Source organism: Pontibacter vulgaris (assembly GCF_022758145.1).
GTDB lineage: Bacteria > Bacteroidota > Bacteroidia > Cytophagales > Hymenobacteraceae > Pontibacter > Pontibacter vulgaris.
This window is the reverse complement of record NZ_JAJVDH010000005.1, coordinates 55,659-72,370: the sequence shown is the minus strand read 5'-3', so window position 1 is coordinate 72,370 and position 16,712 is coordinate 55,659. Positions and strand designations below refer to the sequence as shown.

General features: G+C 42.5%; 13 protein-coding genes. 6 read left to right on the top strand and 7 right to left on the bottom strand.

Annotated features, from left to right (window positions below; translation table 11 throughout):
• Positions 1–51: 51 nt before the first annotated feature.
• Both porU2 and LWP20_RS12680 read right to left on the bottom strand, forming a co-directional pair.
• Positions 52–5,079 carry a putative type IX secretion system sortase PorU2 gene (gene porU2, locus LWP20_RS12685; RefSeq protein WP_242928525.1) on the bottom strand — a complete coding sequence of 1,676 codons (5,028 nt, stop codon included), beginning with the start codon at positions 5,077–5,079 and terminating at the stop codon, positions 52–54.
• A gap of 20 nt (positions 5,080–5,099) precedes the next feature.
• Positions 5,100–6,197, bottom strand: coding sequence for a putative type IX sorting system protein PorV2 (locus LWP20_RS12680; protein WP_496197213.1), 1,098 nt, complete (start codon positions 6,195–6,197; stop codon positions 5,100–5,102).
• Between the two features lie 287 nt (positions 6,198–6,484).
• Between LWP20_RS12680 and LWP20_RS12675 the strand changes: the two genes are divergently transcribed.
• Positions 6,485–6,823: a PadR family transcriptional regulator gene (locus LWP20_RS12675; protein WP_242928523.1), complete on the top strand. Its 339-nt coding sequence runs from the start codon at positions 6,485–6,487 to the stop codon at positions 6,821–6,823.
• Positions 6,824–6,825: 2 nt separating this feature from the next.
• Complete coding sequence (locus LWP20_RS12670) at positions 6,826–9,333, top strand: PspC domain-containing protein (protein WP_242928522.1); 2,508 nt, start codon at positions 6,826–6,828, stop codon at positions 9,331–9,333.
• Positions 9,334–9,664: 331 nt separating this feature from the next.
• Here LWP20_RS12670 and LWP20_RS12665 read toward each other — a convergent pair whose 3' ends face one another.
• The 3 genes from LWP20_RS12665 to mce all read right to left on the bottom strand — a co-directional run bounded on the left by LWP20_RS12665 (position 9,665) and on the right by mce (position 12,257).
• Positions 9,665–11,092: a CCA tRNA nucleotidyltransferase gene (locus LWP20_RS12665; RefSeq protein WP_242928521.1), complete on the bottom strand. Its 1,428-nt coding sequence runs from the start codon at positions 11,090–11,092 to the stop codon at positions 9,665–9,667.
• A gap of 96 nt (positions 11,093–11,188) precedes the next feature.
• Positions 11,189–11,761 (bottom strand): L-threonylcarbamoyladenylate synthase, encoded by a 573-nt coding sequence (locus LWP20_RS12660; protein ID WP_242928520.1) that lies wholly within the window; start codon positions 11,759–11,761, stop codon positions 11,189–11,191.
• A gap of 94 nt (positions 11,762–11,855) precedes the next feature.
• Positions 11,856–12,257, bottom strand: coding sequence for a methylmalonyl-CoA epimerase (mce, locus tag LWP20_RS12655; protein WP_242928519.1), 402 nt, complete (start codon positions 12,255–12,257; stop codon positions 11,856–11,858).
• 116 nt (positions 12,258–12,373) lie between these two features.
• On the opposite strand from mce, the gene LWP20_RS12650 reads away from it, so the two are divergent.
• From LWP20_RS12650 to LWP20_RS12635, 4 genes are all read left to right on the top strand, one after another.
• Entirely contained in the window at positions 12,374–13,588 is a 1,215-nt protein-coding gene (locus tag LWP20_RS12650) for an IscS subfamily cysteine desulfurase (protein ID WP_242928518.1), read from the top strand.
• Between the two features lie 92 nt (positions 13,589–13,680).
• Positions 13,681–14,094, top strand: coding sequence for a Fe-S cluster assembly scaffold IscU (iscU, locus tag LWP20_RS12645; RefSeq protein ID WP_242928517.1), 414 nt, complete (start codon positions 13,681–13,683; stop codon positions 14,092–14,094).
• A 15-nt stretch (positions 14,095–14,109) separates the two neighbouring features.
• Entirely contained in the window at positions 14,110–14,517 is a 408-nt protein-coding gene (locus LWP20_RS12640; RefSeq protein ID WP_242928516.1) for a hypothetical protein, read from the top strand.
• A 13-nt stretch (positions 14,518–14,530) separates the two neighbouring features.
• Complete coding sequence (locus tag LWP20_RS12635) at positions 14,531–14,857, top strand: HesB/IscA family protein (RefSeq protein ID WP_242928515.1); 327 nt, start codon at positions 14,531–14,533, stop codon at positions 14,855–14,857.
• Between the two features lie 72 nt (positions 14,858–14,929).
• On the opposite strand, the gene LWP20_RS12630 is transcribed toward LWP20_RS12635, so the two are convergent.
• Together LWP20_RS12630 and LWP20_RS12625 are read right to left on the bottom strand one after the other, a co-directional pair.
• Positions 14,930–15,124 (bottom strand): hypothetical protein, encoded by a 195-nt coding sequence (locus tag LWP20_RS12630; RefSeq protein ID WP_242928514.1) that lies wholly within the window; start codon positions 15,122–15,124, stop codon positions 14,930–14,932.
• A 194-nt stretch (positions 15,125–15,318) separates the two neighbouring features.
• Positions 15,319–16,605: a T9SS type A sorting domain-containing protein gene (locus tag LWP20_RS12625; protein ID WP_242928513.1), complete on the bottom strand. Its 1,287-nt coding sequence runs from the start codon at positions 16,603–16,605 to the stop codon at positions 15,319–15,321.
• Positions 16,606–16,712: the final 107 nt, after the last annotated feature.

The following is a 16,712-nucleotide window of genomic DNA, read 5'->3' as shown; positions in this document are numbered from 1 at the left end:
AAAAGGAGCACCTGTGAACGGCGCTCCTTTTTTTGTGTAGCAATTTTATACTTAGCGAAGTATATATAATTTGCCGTATCCGTTCTTGAAAGCTTTGTCGCCAAAGGTATTTTTGTGTCTTACCTCTTCTTCGCCTTTGCTCATAATTACACGGTACAGATAAACACCATTTGCCAGTTTATCGCCGTAAGTATCGGTGCCATCCCAGGCATATTCAGTTTTATTATTTCCGATTCTTAAAGGCCCCAGTTCTTCTTTCATTATCTCTTTTACCACCTTGCCTGTTACCGTCAGAATCTGAATTTTCAGGTGTTCTGGTATCGTGCTGCCTGTAAGTGTGAAAATGAACTGCGTTTTGGTTGAAAACGGATTCGGGAACGGATAGAAATTAGATATCTTCGCCTGCCTGTCTACTTCAAACCCAATCCGGTAAGGCGATATGCCTGATAATCTGCCAGCAACATCTCTTGCGCGTACTTCTAAAGTATACTTTCCGGTTTCGAGGCTTGTGGGCTTATACTCCAGCCTGAAGTCATTTTTCTCATCAGCCGGGTAAAAGCGCACCTCTTGTGGGTTATCTGTCAGAGAAATTTCTCTTTCCGGGCCATTTGCAGGCACCAGAACTACAGTCATACCAGAAGGATCTTGTAAAAACACATGCCTGTTTTCATCCTTAACTGTTATACTTATCAGCGGGCTTGGCGATACCAATTCCCCATCCAGGATATGAACGCCATCAAAGGCAACATCCAGCACAGGGTGCAGCTTAGCCTTTACGTTAAACGGAACTTCAAAAATATTATTAAAGTACTGCTGCTCCGGTAGCACCCGCGGGTTAACGTACATGCTTACTTTATAGCTTCCGCTCAGCGCCACGGTCTGCATTTTAAATTCGAAGTTAGCCGTTTTATTGCCTTTTAACGGCTCAATCTTAAACCTCGAAACAAGTGGCTGTATGCCATCGCCGGTAACAGTTACCTCCACCGTTAAAGAATCAGAGAAGGCTATATTCGTAATATTCTGGAAAGCCATTGGCACAGTTATACTTCCCTTGTTGGCCTGCTCCGATAATTGTTGCTCGCTAACTTTTACAAGGTCTGGTCTTATTACTCCTTCAGGCGGTGCTTCATAATATACAAACCACTCCTTCAGTTGCGGTGCCGTACGCGCCGTAGAGTCCGAAACAAAAGCTTTGAACTGTAACTCCGGGAACTGCGCCACATTTATATTTGATAAGTCAAAAGCTTTAGAAGTAACGCTATCAACCAATACCTCCTGCTTTCCTTCTTTATTAATACCGATAACACTAAGTTTATACTTATCCTGGCCTCCCTGATTGCGTTCGATGTTATGATAAAGCGTGCCCCAGCTGAGCGCAGGTCCGATTAAAGAAGAGGTAATTGTACCTGCCTGTTGTTTTGACTTAAGTAGTATGTTTAAGGAGATGGCTTCGTAAGTCGGTTTTTCAGCATCTACAGGAGCAGTCATCTCTTTTGCTGAGCCTGGAGCAGCACCTTTCTGCCCAACAATGCCATAAGGGTAGCCTGTTTTCAGATTAACATTATCAATCAAACCTGCACCTATACCTTTGAATGCATCCTTTAGTGTAGGCGAAAAGAGATCGAAAGGCACATTGTTTACGCTCATGGCTGCCACATGGTATCCCTCAGGAATAGCTTTCAGAAAAGCTTCCATCTTATCGCGGCTGGCAGGCTGTGTAAGATCGCCAAATTCATACAGGTAAGGATAAGCAGAACAGGCTACACCAACACCCAGATTTTCTACCATTTTCATGGTTTTATCATCCACAACGATCATAAAAATACGTGGTATCGCGCTTGCCCCCGGGTTACTACAGGCTGCTTCGAAAAGCATTTTCCCGTTAAAGAAGATGCCGTAAGGAGGGTTAGTATAGCGGAGAGCTCCACCCACTGTTTTCAGTGTTACTTCAGCGGCAAATGGCCCAAACTCCCACTTTAAACTGTTTTTAGCAGTATTGCTTATTTTGTCTGTTGATGCTTTATTAAACTGGCTGTAATGGCTTTGAGACCATCCATTGTGGCTGTTTGGGATATACCTGAAAGAACTTAATGCCCAAATAGTATCTTCTTTGGCTTCGTAGCTCTGAAAGCGTGCCCGCCAGTAATAAACGGTGCTATCGTTCTGGCCTGTCACCGGCAAATTAACCTCCCACTCCGGTAACAAGGCATTAGCAGTTGTATGGGTTTGTTTTAAACTGCTATTGAAGTTTTGGGTAGTATCTATCTCAAAGTAAAACCCTTTGCTATTACGTTGCAGGTCTGTTGCCTGCACTACCAATTTTACTTTCTCTGTATTTACAATGCTGTATTCTTTAGGCGTTAAAGATATAAGACCATTGGCGGGGAAATAATATTGAAAGCGAAGGATGTTATTTCCCTCGTTCAACTCATCAAATTCATTTGGGCTATCTAATGTTACCTCAAACGTATTTAAACCAAGAGCAGGCACACCTTTGTTATTCATAGGCAATTGTAATACCCGTTTCCTAATTATTGGCCCGATCTTAAAAGAATCTGTGGGCATCTCCGTATTATCAGACAAAGTTCGTTTTACTGTTACAGTTACAGAATCTGTAATCGCTTTCCCTAGGTTATCTACTCCTACATTGAGAACAAAACTCTCTGAAGTGGCTGTTAACAATTCACCATTCTGGTCTTTAACCGAAGCTACATTATCCTGAAACATGTAATCCGGCTTACCCGGCGTATAAGGCTTAACAGCAGGGTCACCTTGTAAGCCCATCTCAGTAACCATTGCCACAACTTCACTTTGTTTGTATGTTGATGTTATCTGCTTAACAGTTTCCTTCATAACATTGCCTACTGTTAAGCCATAAGTAGCAGGGTTTTTGAACGCAGTTGTATAGAAATTCAGGGAATAGAGATGAAGATAGTAATCGAGACCGACATGAGAATGCGCAATTAAGCCAATAGCTCCTTTATCGGCGGCAGCTATCCAGTCTTCGCCTAATGAAACAGAACTAGCCGATGACGCAAAACTTCCAATGTTACATCCGTTCATAAGCATAAGAGGATATTTCCCTTTATTCTGATACCCGTTCAAAGGGCTGGATGCAAATCCGATATCCAGGTCTGTAGTACCTAATGAGCTATGCCCGAAGAAAGTCATTAAAGATACACCTGCGTTTACCTCATTAGAAACATTCATAGTTTCTACTACTTCGCTTACATTCTGCCTGTATTTCTCAATAACATTGGCCCCGAGCAATGGCCCCTCAGCAATTTCCTTATAAGTGCGTAACCATGTAGCAAACTGGTTCATTTCCGAGGCTTTTACACCTCCACCGAGTTGTAATATGTTTTTGCGCCAGGCAAGCCCTTCTGGTAATGCCTCATACTCTTTTACTTTGTTGAGGTAGTTTATAATTTGCTGCGGAGAAGTTACAGAAAGGCGACCTGTAGGTACTTTAGGTTCGTAGGAATTATTCCGAAAATCAGCTGAAAACATTATATCTGAACCAGGAACCCCAAAAGTTGGTACCAGATCGAGGGCTCTTGTGGCGGCATTACGGTAATTCACTTTGTCAAACTCTACACCTTTACCAAGTATAAGCAAATGTTTCTCACGGGGCGAGGTTCGCATATAAGATACAAAACGCCTGATCGCATTCGATGTAAATTCTCCATAATGAAACTGGTTGACAATATCATCTACAAAAACCACAAGCGTATCATAGCTTCCTCCTGCAGCAGAAGCTCTGTAAGCGGCATACTCCTTTGGAGCTGGCAAAGCTGAACCTTCAGCTGCAGCCATTAGCCGCTTATTTGTTAATATGATAAAGTTGTGCGCAGCAGGATCTATGTTTCTGAAAACAATTTGTTTGGCAATCTGAGGCTTAATAGGTGATGCAGTATTCGCTAATAGTAGTTTATGTGTTCTTCTATCGCCAGCTGCAATCACATAACCTTTAGTAGTGCCTGTTGCTACACCTTCTGTTCTGATTATGTTACCCTGGTCTGTGATATCATAGGCTACGGTGCCAGCACCTGCTCCGGTAAAAGAGAAGTATGGATTTAAAGTACGAGTTGAGTCGGTAAAGAAGAACATGTTGTTACCTGTAACAATGCTCTTTTGCGGAAATGTAACAGAAGCATATGCTACACTTACCTGGTTAGTAATTATTTCACTTCCGTCAGGATTATAAGATAAATCAGGAAGAGTTTTTAATGTTAAGGTCCCCGGAGATTTTATATCAGAGAAATCCAAAGTATAGTCCCTTAATAAATGGCCGGAATCTACGATCTGGTGCCTTGCTATCTCCCGGGTTACCCCGGCAGCATCAGTAATCCGGATTACAAAATTATGGAGTACTTCGTTTCTGGCATATGCAATATATCTTAATTGTGGCCTGGGGCCTGTAGTTTCAATATTCGTAATCTGATTTATGGTATAGGTCTTTTCATATCTGGATGTACTTCCTACAAAACCCTCTCCCTGGTCCATCCACGGCATTAAGCTCCCGCTATATGCTTTGCCCCCGTAAAAGGCTTCTACCGGTAATATTGTTGCTTTCTGCAGATGATATGGCTCCGGCGTGCGGCCATCAACAGTCGGATTTGATACCTGCATGCGTTTGCCTCCGCCTGGAGATACTGTCAGAAAATAAGCGGCGGTATCGGTATAGAGGCTATAGTATGGGTTTATCTGGTGTGCCGGATTTTTGTAAAGCTCTTTATCGAGTTGGCCATCATTACGTTCGCCAAAGAACTCGATGTAATCCTGCGTATCCAATTTCTCATCCTGTTCGCCGGCAACATAAATAGAAACCTCTTTGCCTCTTCTGAAAAGCTGGAAATGTTTCGGGTTAACACCGGCAAGACCAAGCTGGCTCAGGTAAGTATAATCTAATTGGTGCAGGCCCGTTTGTGTAACCCTGATCTTGTAATAAGTTTGGTCATACTTGATCCATTCGTTGCCATAAGTCTGTTGTGCCTGTACATTGTTACAGAACAAAACACTTGTTAATGTCAGCGCCAGAATCAGCAGAAATTGTTTAATAGAAGTATAGTTAGGCATAGCCGGATAGCTGAATTTATCTAGTTGAATGAATAACCTAATGATACAATTACAGAGGAAACACCTCCACTGGAAACAGCATTACTTTCTTTACCATTAACCCTTGATAAAGCGAGGTCGAGGTTGAGCCCGCTGGTTTTAACACCTACACCAAAATTAGGCTGCATTCGATTATTATTGCTGCCATCAAAATTCTTTGTCTGCTGGTAGTTATTAAGGCCACCGCGCACATAAACCGAATTATTATAGGCTAACTCCAATCCCAAATGAGGGTCCAGCGATAATACATCTGAACTTATAAGAACATTACGCTTTCCATCAAATGTAAAATCAAGGTCGGTAGCTACTAGCGCAGAGAATTTATCGGTTATTACAAAAGTCTTTCCAACACCAAGCACCACACGGGGCAAGGTAAGCTCTGTAGTACTCTCGGGCAGGTCGTTGCCGGTTTGGCGATAGGCTTCTTCCAGTGCTTCTACATTATGGGTCCAGGAGGTAAAGGTGGTGGTTATATCTTTTGCCATGATGCCAAACTGCCAGTTGCCCTGCTGTAGTTGTGCACCGGCATCTATACCAAAGCCCCACGCATTAGCAAAATCTCCTACGTTGCGGTAAATAATCTTTGCATTCGCCCCTAATTGCAAACCTTCTATCAGGTTGCTGCGGCGGGCATAAGAAAGCAAAACCGCATAATCAGCTACCGAAAAGAATTTTATACTATCGTACTGAATATAACCAAATTCATTCTGCAACCTGCGGGTATCGGCAATATCATCCACACCTAACCTTATTACTGATACAGCCAGAGCGCTGTTGCTATCCAGAGGCATGGCAAAACTTCCGAAGTCATTTTTGGCAATACCTGCAAAGAGCTCAGAGTGCATAAGCTCTACATTATACTTATACTTCAGGCGCAATAGCCCGGCCGGGTTCCAGTAGCCGGCAGTTGCATCGCTGGCTATGGCGGCCTGCACGTTAGCCATACCTAGTGCGCGTGCCCCCACGCCTATATTCAGAAACTCATTGCTATACTTTGGTGCAGTAAGCTGCGCGTTGGCAGCAGAAAACCAACACATCAATAAAGCGAAACATAAACACCTAAAGGTAAATCTGATCATATTTTACAGAGAGCTCTTCTAATTATTTCTTCTGATACCAAAATTTAAAAAAAATATTTTACCGGATGTAATTTTTGCCTTTAAATCCCATAAACCCCTCATACTTAATAAAAAAGGCACTTTTGCAATATTCAGGCAATTATATTTTTCATCAAAAATACTGAATTATTTCCACAAAACGCTGTTGCGCAAACCCTTTTAAAAAACTACCGTAATTATTTTTACAAAGTACCTTGCTTTACATAGTACCTTATGATATATTTGCCTCAACATTAAACGGAATCATCATGAAAGTAGAAAACACACAAGTGCAGATGCGGAAAGGAATTCTGGAATTCTGCATACTGGAGATTATCTCTCGTGGTGAAGTATATGCGTCCGATATGTTGGAAGAGCTGACAGCGGCCAAAATGATCGTTGTGGAGGGTACACTCTACCCTTTGCTCACCCGCCTCAAGAACGCGTCGCTTCTCGACTACAACTGGGTAGAATCATCCTCCGGCCCGCCACGAAAGTATTATACACTCACCGATACAGGCCGCGCCTTTCTGGATCAGCTCCGGGCAACCTGGCGAGAACTGGTAGACTCCACTGAATATATCATCCTAAACAAGAAAGCGCAGTAATCATGAAAAAGAATATAAGCATCAACTTGCAAGGCATTATCTTCTATATTGAAGAGGATGGATATGAGCAGTTAAGCAGATACCTTGCGTCTATCAGAAAATATTTCTCCACGTATGAAGGCCACGAAGAAATCGTAGCTGACATTGAGTACCGTATTGCCGAGATTTTCTCATCAAGATTATCTCCTGCCAAGCAGGTAATTACACTGGAAGATATACAGTACCTGATTGCCAGAATGGGCAACGTTACCGACTTCGAAGTTTTAGACGAGGTGGAAGAAGAAACAGCTTATACTTCGGCAACAGGAAATGCAGGAGCAGGCTCTTCCACTTATACTGCGCCGGGTACCAGAAGACTTTACCGGGATGTAAACCGCAAAGTACTGGGAGGTGTTTGCGCAGGTATCGCAAATTATCTTAACATAGATACACTCTGGATCAGGCTGTTCTTTATACTTTTTGTGGTATTAGGTATAATATCGGCAGGTGTTTCTACTGCAACGGGCATCATCATATATGGTATACTTTGGATTGCCATGCCACAAAGCGACCAGCTACCTGAAACAACGGTTAAAAAGCTGTTCCGCGACCCTGAAGACAAAAAACTGGGTGGCGTGGCAAGTGGTATAGCCAAGTATTTCGGGGTTGATGTAGCGGTTGTCCGTATCCTGTTTCTGATCTCGATTTTCCTGGGCGGGTTTGGCATTTTGGCTTACATAGTACTATGGATAGCTGTGCCTGAAGCCGTTACACTAACAGAACGTATGCAGATGCAGGGCGACCCTGTTACGCTGGCAGGTATAGAACATACCCTAAAGGAAAACCTGAACATGAAAGACCGCAACGGCGAGGAAAGCGCTTTAGCAAAAATTATCCTGCTTCCTATCCGACTGATCTCCCAGGTTATTAACTGGCTTGGCAAAGCACTGGGCCCTATACTTGCCTTCCTTATCACCCTGATTCGTGTGGGCGCAGGTATTCTGCTTATTGTCATATCGGTTGGCTTAACTATCGCTTTGTTTTCGACATTGTTTGTATCACTTGGCCTTGTGGATGAATCGCAGTATGTAAGTATGGGTGATTTTCCGGCCTCCGTGTTTCTGGAGGGCTTTCCCAGGCTCGGTATTGTTGCAGGTTTTATTGTAGGCCTTATTCCGCTATTGCTGCTTATTTTCCTGGCACTGGCATTATTAACCAAGCGCTTTTTCTTACGCCCTATAGTTGGATGGTCTTTGTTTGGGGTGTGGCTGGTGAGCTTATTTATACTTATAGCTACCATTATTGCTTACGCTGGTAATTTTAAACGTAGTGGCGAGGTGGTTGTAACCAAAACTATACCTGCCGGCAACTATAAAACACTTACACTGGATGCCTACGACATGGACAACGACTTCGACCATGTATATGTAGATGTGCGTGAATCAACTGGCAATGACATTCAGGTTATTCAGCGCGTAGAGGCGAAAGGTAAAACAGAGGCTGAAGCCCAGAAAAATGCACGCATGGTTACTTACCGTTTTGTGCAGACCGATTCTGTACTGCGTTTTGATAATAGCTATGAATTTAAGAAAGGAGCTGCGTTCCGTGATCAGGATCTGGAGATTCAGTTATACCTGCCTAAGAACAAGCCGCTGCGCCTTACCGAAGAATTCACTTACATGCTGCCTAGCGCCACCTTCGACCGTGATTATAGTACAGCTAAAATAGTGCGTAACACCTGGCAGGTAAAAGGCGATATGCTAGAATGTTTAACCTGCGCTGCTGATACCCTGGATAACGAGGAAGATGAAGCGTATAACCTCAACAACAACGGTGATGTGAATGTAGATGTGGAAGGCATCAGAGATGGCGAAAGTGTATTGATGGACATGGATGCCTATGGTACTTATTCACAAACATTCAACCTGAAAGATTTCAGACGCATCAGCATTGCCGGTCCTTATCATGTCCAGATCAGACAGGGGAATTATAGTGTGCGTGTTCGCGGTGATAGAGATGAGATCCGTCGCCTGGATATAGACCAGAACGGCCAGGAACTCGTGATAGAATCAACAAGAAGAAACTTCAATCTCTTTGAAGATAAAACACCTGTACTGATCCAGATAACGGCCCCTAATATTGAAGACATTGACCTGGGTGGCGCTATAAAAGCGGACATCGGCAACATATCAACCGATAATCTTGGCATTAGTCTGTCCGGAGCTACAAAAGCTACGGCTCAGGTAAACGTTCGTGATCTGAAAATTGATATTGCGGGAGCATCTGCCAGTAAATTTACAGGCCGCGCCAGCCATGTAGAGATGGATATAGCAGGTGCCTGCCATTTAGATGCTGATGGCCTGCAGGCTAATTCTGTAGATATTGATGCCACCGGTGTAAGTATTGCTGAAGTATATGCAACGCAAACACTTCGGGCAGAGGCATCCGGAACGAGCCAAATAACTTATGGCGGCAACCCTAAAAACACTGACATTGATGCTTCGGGACCGAGCAAAGTTACCCGCCGTTAATGACAGAATTATACTTCTTTAAAAACCGGGCTGAAAAATCATCCGTTACATCAGCCCGGTTCTAAATCTGCCACTAGTACAACATAAAACTATACTTTAACCCAAGACTAGTTGATATGACAGGGCAAAACTTGTTAATTAACAGAATATTTAACCTGATGCTTGTGCTTACATCTTTAAATACTGTGCAAATATTTATTCAAAAATAACAATACCTAAGCTACACCTACGTTATTAACATACCCTTATTTATTTAGCTGTTTGATAAAAAAGCCGGGTTCCCTTTTGTAGAGGAACCCGGCTTTTTTATACTTGTAGCTATAGTATGAAGTTATTGTAGTTTATTGTTGATAACAGGTAATCCTTTTGCTTCTCCTACTTTCAATAAATATGCATAAGCTTCCTCAAATTCGTTTTTAACTTTTCCTTCAAGTATGGCTTCGGTAAGTATTTCCTTCAGGTCGCCAACTGTTTTGGATGGCTTCAGGTCAAAAGATTCCATAATGATCTCACCGGTAATAACAGGCTGGAAGTTGCGCAGCTTGTCACTTTCTTCTACTTCTATAAGGCGTTTCTCAACTTTATCGAAATTCTGAAGGTAGCGCTTTACTTTGTTATCATTTTTAGACGTGATATCAGCACGGCACAGTTTCATCAAGGCATCAATATCATCACCGGCTTCAAACAACAACCTGCGGATAGCTGAGTCGGTAACAGTTTCCTTTACCAGGGCAATTGGGCGAAGGTGCAGGCGAATCAGTTTCTGAACAAACTTCATGTGCTCATTCAGGGGCAGCTTCAGGTCTTTAAATATTTTTGGCGTCATGCGGGCGCCGCGCTCCTCGTGCCCATGAAACGTCCAGCCCACTTTATCAGAATAGCGCTTGGTATCGGGTTTGGCAATGTCGTGAAGTATAGCCGACCAACGAAGCCAAAGATCATCAGAAACTTCTGCTACATTATCGAGCACCTGCAACGTATGGTAAAAATTATCTTTGTGTGAATTGCCTTTTATAGTTTCAACGCCTTGCAGCTCTACCATTTTAGGAAAGATAATGTGCAGCAAACCGGACGCAAACAGCAATTTAAAACCGTAGCTGGGCACCGGCGAAAGTATGATCTTGTTTAGCTCATCCGTAATCCGCTCCTGCGATACTATCTTAATACGCTCTTTATTATCTATAATAGCATCAAAAGTATCCGGGGCGATATCGAATTTTAGCTGGCTGGCAAACCGGATGGCGCGCATCATACGCAATGGATCGTCAGAAAAAGTAATGCCCGGCTCCAGCGGCGTCCTGATGATCTTGCGCTTAATGTCTTTCATGCCATCAAAACGATCTATCAGCTGGCCATAGTCTTGCCTGTTCAGACTAATACCTAAGGCATTAATGGTAAAATCGCGGCGCTTGAGGTCGTCTTCCAGCGTGCCGGTTTCTACTTCCGGCTTTCGGGTATGCTCGCGGTACGATTCTTTTCGGGCTCCTACAAACTCTACTTCCCAGTCGCCATCATGCAGCATAGCCGTACCAAAGTTCTTGAAAACCGAGACTTTAGGTTTATGCGGCAGCTTTTTAGAAACCAGCTCAGCCAGGTTAATCCCGTCGCCTACGCAAACTACATCTATATCTTTGGATGGCCTTTTGAGCACCAGGTCACGCACGAAACCGCCTATCACATAAGCTTCAATATTTAACTCAGCAGCTGCAGCAGCCACTATTTCGAAGATCGGATGCTCTGGTAGTTGTATTTTATCCATTTTAAAAAGTAAACCTCAGGCTATACTTTAGCAGCCTGAGGCACAAAAATACGTCAATTAAATTTAAAGCGCGCAGCCTATACTTAAGTATAGCGCCTAATCCCGGAGCACTTCCTGCTTACCGTCTGCGGTAATTCTTATGATCCGCGATGGACTGGCTTCGTTTTCTTCATCCTGCCGCCATTGCACCACATAATCTACGCGCTCTTTTATTTTATCTGATACCTGCGAGAAAGTTTTAGGCGAAGGCTCATTACTGATATTAGCTGAAGTAGAAACCAATGGCCTTTCTATCTGCCGGATCAGGCGGTGGCAAAATTCGTCTTCAACAAGGCGTACGGCTATACTTCCATCGCTGGCAATCAGCTCCTTTGGCAAATTCTGGGCTCCTGAAAAAACATAGGTCGTAGGCTTGTCCTGCTGCTTCAGCATCTCTTCAAAATTCACGGGCACCTCCTTTACATAATGCCGCAACATGTCTATATCGGTCATCAGCATAATCAGGGATTTAGACTCTTCGCGCTCCTTTATTTTGTATATTTTTTTTACTGCCTCTGCATTTTCAGCATCACAGCCAATACCCCATACCGTGTCGGTGGGGTAAAGTATAACATTCCCTAACAATAGTTCCTCTTCCGCTGCCTGTACTTCTTTCAGAAAATGCTTCATAGTTTTAAATTGTTAATTGTTTGTAGTTGATTGTTGATTATCGTTGAGATTGTTCGCCATATTTAGAAAACAAGCAGCAATTAACAACCCACAATTATTTAATCTCTTGCGTCAGTTCTATTAACACGCCATTGGCGCTTTTTGGGTGCACAAAACAAACCAGTTTATTATCAGCTCCTTTTTTGGGTGCTTCATTTAAAAGTATAAATCCTTCGCTTCTCAGTCGCTCCATTTCAGCCAATATATCGGCTACTTCAAAGGCAATATGGTGTATGCCTTCGCCACGTTTTTCAATAAATTTAGTGATGGCACTGTCTTCTGTTGTGCCTTCCAGCAGCTCTATTTTAGTGCCCCCTACTTTAAAGAACGAAGTATTTACGCCTTCCGATTCTACAAACTCTGTTTTATATGGCTCTACCCCCAGCAATTTAAAGTATAAGCCATTTGCCTCGCTAAAATTTTTAACAGCAATACCTATATGTTCTACGTTTAGCATTTTGTATTTGTAATTAGTCTAAGTAAGCTTTTTTTAGTAATTTTGCACCGAGTCTAAAACTAATAATTTCTACTGACTGTTTAGTAGAAAGGAATAAAATAGATAAAAATAGTGCTATGCTAACACTTCCTATATACTTAGATAACAACGCCACAACGCCACTGGATCCGCGCGTGCTTGAGGCAATGATTCCATACTTTACACAAAAATTTGGAAACGCGGCTTCACGCAACCACCCGTTTGGCTGGCACGCCGAAGAAGCTGTCGATTATGCACGCGAACAAATTGCAGCGCTTATCAACTGTTCTCCTAAAGAAATCATTTTTACTTCAGGTGCAACTGAGTCAGATAACCTGGCTATTAAGGGCGTTTTTGAAATGTATGCTTCTAAAGGTAACCACATAATTACGGCTACTACAGAGCACAAAGCGGTACTTGATACCTGCAAGCACATCGAAAAATTAGGAGGTAAAGTTACTTACCTGCCCGTAAACGCAGAAGGCCTTATCGACCTGGAGCAACTTGAAAATGCTATTACAGATAAGACCATCCTGATCTCTATCATGTATGCGAACAACGAGGTTGGTGTAATTCAGCCAATCCGTGAGATCTCCAGAATTGCTAAAAAGCATGGCGTATTGTTCTTTACAGATGCTACGCAGGCTGTTGGTAAAATTCCGGTTGATGTTGAAGCTGATGGCATTGACCTGATGGCTTTCTCAGCGCATAAAATGTATGGCCCTAAGGGTGTTGGTGCCCTGTATGTGCGTCGTAAAAATCCACGTGTTAAAGTTACTGCCCAGATGGATGGTGGCGGACACGAGCGTGGCATGCGTTCTGGTACTTTGAACGTGCCTGGTATAGTTGGTTTAGGAAAAGCTGCAGAGCTTGCCAAGCAGGACATGGAAAAAGATACGGCTCGTATCTCGGCTATGCGCGACAGACTGGAGCGTGAGCTGCTGACACTCGAAGAATCTTATGTAAATGGCTCTGTAGAGCACCGCTTGCCGCATGTTTCCAACATTTCCTTTAAGTATGTAGAAGGCGAAGGCTTGATGATGGGCGTAAAAGACCTGGCAGTTTCATCTGGCTCGGCTTGCACATCTGCTTCATTAGAACCATCTTACGTATTAAAAGCATTAGGTTTGAGCGATGACCTGGCGCACTCTTCGCTGCGTTTTGGCCTGAGCCGCTTCACTACGGACGAGGAGATTGATTTTGCAATCGGACACGTAAAAGAAGCTGTTACCAAACTGCGTGAAATGTCGCCACTATGGGAGATGTTCAAAGAAGGCATCGACCTGAACTCTATTGAGTGGGCAGAACATTAATAAATGAAGAATCAGGAATGAAGAATTGCTTAAATCTTAATTCCTGATTCAATTCTTAATTCGTAATTTATAATTCGTAATTAAATATAGCTATGGCTTATTCAGATAAAGTAATTGATCATTATAGCAACCCGCGCAACGTGGGCACGCTTGACAAAGCTAAAAGCAACGTAGGTACCGGCTTAGTAGGTGCCCCAGAGTGCGGCGACGTTATGCGCCTTCAGATTGAAGTTGATGAAAACCAGATCATCACCGATGCTAAGTTCAAAACTTTCGGTTGTGGTTCTGCTATCGCTTCTTCTTCTTTAGCTACTGAGTGGCTGAAGGGCAAATCAGTTGACGAGGCATTGGCTATCGACAACATGGATATAGTGGAAGAACTGGCTTTGCCTCCGGTAAAAATTCACTGCTCTGTACTTGCTGAAGATGCAATTAAATCTGCTATCAACGATTACAGAGTAAAGAACGGCTTACCAGCGCTGGAGCTACCTAAGTCTCACCACTAAGAAACAGACTCACGAATGGAGTCAACGACAGATGTGCATGTAGAAAGTGCACGCATTCAGAAGCAGATTGAGAACCACTTTGGAACAAGCGGTAGCAGTCTGCTTTTTGAATTTCGCCAGATGGAAAACAAGGTTCGCCTTGACCTGATTACGATAAATCCGCGCCACAGCCAATCGTTCCTGTTTCATACTGAGATAGGATATGATAAACTGGATGTGTTGCGAAAAATGCTGGAGTATGTACAAAGCTATCGTGACAAGGAAAGCCCCTACACTGTGCAATGGATGGCACATGGCGATAAAGAACTAAATACATCCTACTTCCGTGCACGTAATATGTATGAGGCACTGGATAAGTTATACTTTGGCCGTGATATGAACACAATTACTGTTTTCAGTGTTGTATTGAACCCGGTTTCTTAAAGAATAAAGTAATATGATCACAGTATCAGATAAAGCAAAAGAGAAAGTAATAAAGCTGAAGCAGGATGCCCAACTGGACGATACCTTCCGTTTGCGTGCCTCTGTAGCAGGCGGCGGTTGCTCTGGCCTATCTTACAACCTTGACTTTGACGACGAGGTAAAACCGATGGACCAGGAGTTTGAAGACAAAGGCGTAAAGGTTGTAGTGGACATGAAAAGCTTCCTATATCTTGCCGGCACCGAACTGGACTTTTCAGACGGACTGAACGGTAAAGGCTTCTTCTTTAACAACCCAAATGCCAGCCGTACCTGCGGTTGTGGCGATAGCTTCTCTGTATAATATGCCATACTATAAAAACAAAAGGGGCAGCTACCAGTAGCTGCCCCTTTTGTTTTTATAGTATGGCATGAGTTAATGTTCTGAATACTCCTCCAGTATAACTCCGCCAATGGCACCAGCAAACACCCCTATTATCAGGCCCGCAATAATAGTAACCACCGAAATTTCACCTGCAATAAGTATGGCAACAGCACCACCGATAAGGGCATAAATAATTAATGACCATACAAAGCCAAAAGGGTAAAAAAAGCGTACAAATGTTTTCATTTTAATTTACTTTAGAATTATACAAAACCGGCCAGAATGCTTAAACAGTTTTTTCAAATGGCTTGAGAGAAACTTTTTAAACTACTGACCATCAGTAATTAATACGAGTTCTAAAGAAAAAGAGAATAAAATCATGTAATAAAAAAAGCCTGCTTTGGTTTCCCAAAGCAGGGTTAATAGCTAATAAAAGTTGATTATCTTTTTAAGAATTTAGAAGACTTGAAACCGCCCTGCTCATCCTGAAGTCTAAGGATATAATTTCCACTATTGAGCCTGCTAACATCCAACCGAAATTCTGCTAAAGGCTGCACTTGCTGCGACAATACTATTTTACCTTTCGTGTCATAAACTTCTACCAGGTAATCTTTTCTAACTGGCAACGATACAAACAACTGATCTGTGACTACAGTAGGAAACACAAGAAAGGTAGTATTTTCAGAGTTAATAAGAACCGAAACTATCGCAGAATAAGTATAGCTACCATCTTCGTCTACCTGCTTCAGTCTATAATATGAAGTACCTGTAATTGGTGTATGATCTGTATAAGTATAAACAGTTGAATTATGCTTTGTACCGTTTCCTTTAACTTTGGCAACTTGTTCGAAAACAGCACCATCAGGGCTCCGCTCAATAGCAAAATAATCATTTTGGATTTCCGAAGCAGTTAACCAATTTAATAATACGCCCTCTGAAGTTGATTTGGCAGTAAATTTTGCCAATTCTACGGGCAATATCGTAGGACTGGATGTAGCAGCCGTATTCCAGGCCATACTGAAATCATCAATTGCCAAGCCGTGATCTGCTTCAATTTCGTCATAATCAACCCATCTTAGCATGATATAAGATCCGTTCGGAATGCTCACAGGTAACCTCGAAGTTAAATACCTTCTATTGTCCGCTAAATTTCCATCAAGAGCACCACCAGTCAAGAAATATTTAGGGCTTCTAAACTCAAGCTCTGAAACAGTAGTCCAGTTTTTATTAGAAGGTGTCAGGTTAAAAGATAGAGGGTCATTACTAATAGCGTAAGAAAAGATTATTCTATGCTCCCCAGCTGTGCTATTGGCAATACGCCACTGCTCACCCCAAAAGCTTATGTCCAGTGAAGTAATAGCAGTACCTGAATTATTTTGCAACAGTAAACCATAAGCAAATTCTCCTGCTTTAGTAGAGCTTATACTCCCTAAAGCTCTATCAGTAGAGCTATTAGCGCCATAACTTATAAGCCCGCCTGTATTACCAGAGCCATTATTAGCAGTAATGACAGAATTGGTTATGGTACGTTTTACGGTCCAACCAGGCATATAATATGTGCCATCTTCCCAAGTTGCTGTTCCGGAGGGAGGAAAATTGTTAAAATTTTGAGAATAGGATGTTAGAAATTTACCCATACTTATCTGAGCATTTACCTGAAAAGGCATTAATAATATAACTGCTATCCCACTACACAAAAATTTAAAGAACGTAAATTTCCTGCCCATACTGTTAAAGTTATAGTTACCGTCTTTTTATCAAGTATAAAATGAATTAAGAAGCTAACTACACCTATCACCCTAAAGTTCAATTTCTAACAAAAATCACATTTAAA